The 3,008-nt window shown below is 74.2% G+C and carries 1 protein-coding gene; it reads right to left on the reverse strand.

The window, feature by feature from the left end:
- The coding region (locus VIB55_RS21025) for an amino acid adenylation domain-containing protein (RefSeq protein WP_331878634.1) at nucleotides 1-3,008 on the reverse strand (3,008 nt) is incomplete at both ends.

Below are 3,008 nucleotides of genomic sequence, written 5' to 3' on the forward strand. Positions count from 1 at the left end.
AGCACCAGCGCGCGCTCCGCGTTCCCGAGCAGTTCCAGCTGCGAAAGCCTCACGTCCGCGTTGTCGGCGACCTGCTCCAGCACGCGCTCCAGGTGGCCGAGCATCCGCTCGATCGTGCCGCGCTCGAACAGGTCCGTGCCGTAGTTCAACGCGCCGCGCAGCCCCTGGGCGGCGGCCGTCAGGCTCAGCGACAGGTCGAACTTCGCGGCCTCGAAGTCCGTTCCCACCCCCTGCACGGCCAGCCCGCCGAGCCCGCCGCCCGCTCCCTGGGCGTTGTCCAGCGTGAACGACACCTGGAAGAGCGGTGAATGGCTCAGGCTGCGCTCCGGGCTCAGCTCCGCCACGAGCTTTTCGAAGGGCACCTCCTGGTGCTCGTACGCGCCCAGGGTCACCTCGCGCCCCCGCCGCAGCACCTCGCGGAAACCCGGGTCGCCGGAAAGGTCGGTCCGCAGCACCAGCGTGTTGACGAAGAAGCCGATCAGCCCCTCCACCTCGCTCCGCGCGCGCCCGGCGATGGGGCTGCCCACCACCACGTCGTCGCTCCCCGCGTACTTGCCCAGCAGCACCTGGAAGGCGGCCAGCGCAACCATGTACAGCGTGGCGCCCTCGCTCCGTCCCAGCCGCTGGAGCCGCTCCAGCAGCTCCGGGGAAAGCTCCACCGGCACCGTCGCGCCGCGGTGCGTCTGCACCGGCGGCCGCGGGTGGTCCGTTGGCAGCTCCAGCAGCTCCGGCGCGCCCGCCAGCCGCTCCCGCCAGTACGCCAGCTGCCGGTCGAGCACCTCCCCCGTCAGCTGCTCCCGCTGCCACACCGCGTAGTCGGCGTACTGCACCGGCAGCTCCGGAAGCGGCGACTCGCGCCCCTCGCGGTACGCCGCGTACAGCGCCGAAAGCTCGCGGTTGAGCACCCCCATGCTCCACCCGTCGCTGACGATGTGGTGCATCCCGACGAGCAGCACGTGGTCCTCGGCGCCCAGCCGCAGCAGCGCGGCACGGAAGAGCGGCCCCGCGGCGAGGTCGAACGGCCGCCGCGCCTCCTCGCCCGCACGCCGCCTGACGGCCTCCTCGCGGTCCGCCTCGCCCAGCCCGGACAGGTCCTCCACGGGCAGGGCGAAACCGGCGAAGGGCGCGACCACCTGCGCCGGCGAGCCGTCCACCTCGGCGAAGACGGTCCGCAGCGCCTCGTGGCGGCGGACGATCTCGCCCAGCGCCCGTTCCAGCGCCGCCGCGTTTAGCGGGCCCGCCAAGCGCCGTGCCATGGGCATGTTGTAGACGGCGCTGCCCGGCTCCAGCCGGTCGATGAACCAGAGCCGCTCCTGCGCAAAGGACGGCGGCAGCGCACCCGTACGCTCCACGGGCACCACCGGCGGCAGCACCGGCAGCTCCGCGCGGCGCATCTCCTCCACCCGCACCGCCAGCTCCGCCACCGTGGGGCCCTCGAAGAGCGCCCGCAGCGGCAGCTCCACGGCGAACACCTCGCGGATGCGCGACATCACCCGCGTGGCGAGGAGCGAATGCCCGCCCAGCTCGAAGAAGCTGTCCTCCACCCCCACCCGCTCCAGGCGCAGCACCTCGGCCCAGATCCCCGCCAGCACCTCCTCGCCCGGCGAGCGGGGCGCCACGTGCCGGTCCGCATCCGGCGCCAGCTCCGGCGCGGGGAGCGCCCCCACGTCCAGCTTTCCGTTCGGCGTCAGCGGCAGCTGCTCCAGCGCCACGAAAGCGGTGGGGACCATGTACTCGGGCAGGCTTTCCCGCAGGTGCGCGCGCAGCCCGGCCGCCTCCACGCCTCCGACGACGTACGCCACCAGCCGCTTCTCGCCGGGCGCGTCCTCGCGCACGATCACCCGCGCGGCGCGCACCTCCGCGTGCGCCGACAGCGCGGCTTCGATCTCCCCCGGCTCGATCCGGAAGCCGCGCACCTTCACCTGCTCGTCCACGCGCCCGATGAACTCGAGAACGGCACTCTCCCGCCACCGCACGCGGTCGCCCGTCCGATACAGCCGCGCCCCGGCCTCGGTGCCGAAGGGATCGGGGACGAACTTCTCCGCCGTCAGCCCCGGCTGGCCCAGGTAGCCGCGCGCCACCCCCACGCCCCCCACGTACAACTCGCCGGCAACCCCGACAGGCGCCGGCCGCCCGGCCGCGTCCACCACGTACACCAGCACGTTCTCCAGCGGGCGTCCGATCGTCGGCGCACGTCCGTCTGCTGCACAGTGGGCGGACGTCGCGCAGACCGTGGTTTCCGTCGGCCCGTAGGCGTTCACGAACGCGCGCCCGCGGCTCCACCGCTCCACCGTGGCCACGTCCACCGCCTCGCCCGCGCTCACCACCGTGCGCAGCTCCGGGAGGTCGTCCGGCGGAAGGATGGACAGCACCGACGGCGGCAGGGTAGCCACGGTGACGCGGCCGCGCCGCAGCGTCTCCAGCAGCCCCGGACCGGGGAGCAGCGCTTCGCGCGGCGCCATCACCAGCGTAGCCCCGGCCAGCAGCGCGTCGAAGAGCTCCGCCACCGCCGCGTCGAAGGAGAACGAGGCGAACTGCAGGACGCGGCTGCTGCCGTCGATGCCGAAGCGGCGGGCCTGCGCGTACGCCAGGTTGCCCACGCCCCGGTGCGGCACCAGCACTCCCTTGGGGCGCCCGGTGCTGCCGGAGGTGTAGATGACGTACGCCAAGCTGTCGGGGAGCACGCCCGCGGCCGGCGCCCGGGCGCTCTGGGCCTCGATGCGCTCGCGGTTGGCGTCCAGGCACACGACCTGAGCGGCGTGGGGCGCGAGCCCCGCAGGCAGCGGCAGGCGGGTGAGCAGGAGCGGGGCGCCCGAGTCAGCGAGCATGAAGGCCAGCCGCTCCGCGGGATAGTCAGGGTCCAGCGGAACGTACGCGCCGCCGGCCTTGAGCACGGCCAGGAGGGAGACGACCAGCTCCGGGCCGCGCTCCAGGCAGATCGCCACCCGCGTCTCGGGCCCGACGCCGCGTGCGGCCAGGTGGTGCGCCAGCTGGTTCGCCCGCGCGTT

Origin of the sequence: Longimicrobium sp., assembly GCF_036554565.1 — a bacterium.
Classification (GTDB): domain Bacteria; phylum Gemmatimonadota; class Gemmatimonadetes; order Longimicrobiales; family Longimicrobiaceae; genus Longimicrobium.